The 1,906-nt window shown below is 31.0% G+C and carries 1 protein-coding gene; it reads right to left on the bottom strand.

The features are described 5' to 3' along the window. Positions 1–167: 167 nt before the first annotated feature. A complete protein-coding gene (locus tag B5E48_RS13345; protein WP_087305626.1) occupies positions 168–1,526 on the bottom strand; it encodes an FAD-dependent oxidoreductase in 1,359 nt (452 codons plus the stop codon). Between the last annotated feature and the right edge of the window lie 380 nt (positions 1,527–1,906).

Raw genomic sequence — 1,906 nt, 5'->3', positions numbered from 1 at the left:
TATTGACGTGTTTACTGTTCAGTTTTCAATGTCCCTGTGCCCTCTCGTCGAGTGCTCATCTATAATACCATCTATCCCTTGCCTTTGCAAGTCTTTTTTTTACTTTTTTTCGTTTTTTTATTTAACCCTCTTTTTTCTCTCTTTATCACATCCTTAATTATATAATGTCATTTCTCTTTTTTCTTTAAAGAATGCAAACTCGGTCCATCAATTAAATGACCATAAGCATCATAAGTTGACTGATGACACGGACACAACCATATCTTATCTTTTTGATCAAATTCTATAATACATTTTAAATGCGGACAATATGGAGAAAATACATGACATTTTCCATTTTCATCTTTATAGACTGCTTTGAGTTTCCCATTTTCACGAACAATAGCACCTTCACCATTTTGTATTTGATTCACTTTCTTATAATGAAACCTTGGATATATAAAACCCTTATAATATGAATTCATGATTTTCTTTTGATATTCCTTAGCAAAAGATAGTGAAAAATATTGACAGCTATATAAACTCTTATAGGGATTCTCTTGCTGTAAAATTAAATCTTTAATTAATTTGGCCGCTACCTGAGATAATGTCATGCCCCATTTTTGAAAACCATAAATTACATATTCCTGACTTCCCGGTTTTATCTCACCAATATAAGGTACTCCACGTAATGGCACACTATCTAATGCATACCATTCTTGACTCGCCATATCAATATATATTCCCTTATCCTGTACCGGTCTATAACTATCAGTATGATCTATACATAGCAAACTTTGATTCCCTTCTTTGTTTCGCAAATCAACATTCTCTTTTGTCTGAAACAACTTTGCAAAATAAATCCCTTTTTTAATAAAAGGATACCTTGTCGCATGAATAACATAACGACTTCGAATCTTATGATGATTGACTTTTAAAATAAAACCATCTTTTTTGCGTTCAATACTTTCAACCATACTCTTTTCATAAAAAACTATACCATCTTTTTGACACTTATCAATTAACCCATACATATATTTCAAAGGATGAAAAACCGCTTGATGCTTTAAGCCAACTGATGCTAAATGTTGTGAATCTTTGACGACTTCCACATGAAAAGATTTTAATATGTACTCAAGTTCCTGAATCATAGAAACATATTGAGGATCATCAGTATATACATATGCATCGTTTTCCTGAAAATCACATGCAATATCTTCCTTACGAATAATATCTTTAATTGTATTCAACGCTTCCTCTTGCGAACGAAAATACAGATGTGCATAATGTATATTATAATGTTTTTTAAGAAGTGGATAGATTTTCCCATGTAAAACCGTTAGTTTTGCAGTCGTATGTCCACTCGTATGACTTGCAATCTGATCTTTATCTACAACAATAACACGATAGGGTAAATCTTTTAATTGATAAGCCAGTGAAACCCCAGCCATTCCTGCTCCAATAATAACAATATCTGTATCCATATCATCTTGAATAGATGCACATCTTTGAATAGATGAAGTTTTCTGCCAATAAGATTGATTCATATTTATATCACCATGTGATATTCTTTCCAAAAATAATCAGTTTAAACAAAAAAAGAACTAAGATTCAGTCAATGTCGTCAATTTAATAACATTACAATAGAGAGAATATTTGATTAAATTCAAAATTCTCTCTTTTTCTTTCTGCGCTAAAAAAAAGTGCAAAAAGACACTTATCATTTTTAATGATTTTTTTAAGTTTTTAAGTTATAATTTCTTTAGAAAATGATGTCTATACTACTGATTAGTATTTTGTACGCAAAAATCCCTTTTTCATTTTTCTAACTTTGGGATTTCGTTTGCCATCAACTCTATATTTGAGTGTTGTTGGTTTCTTGGTATAGACATTCCATCTTCCAAAGAGTCTATTGGGTCGAATAGGC

It is taken from the genome of Massilimicrobiota sp. An105 (assembly GCF_002161155.1).
In the GTDB taxonomy this organism is placed as follows: Bacteria; Bacillota_I; Bacilli_A; order Erysipelotrichales; family Coprobacillaceae; genus Allocoprobacillus; species Allocoprobacillus merdigallinarum.
This window is presented reverse-complemented; position numbering and strand designations above follow the sequence as displayed.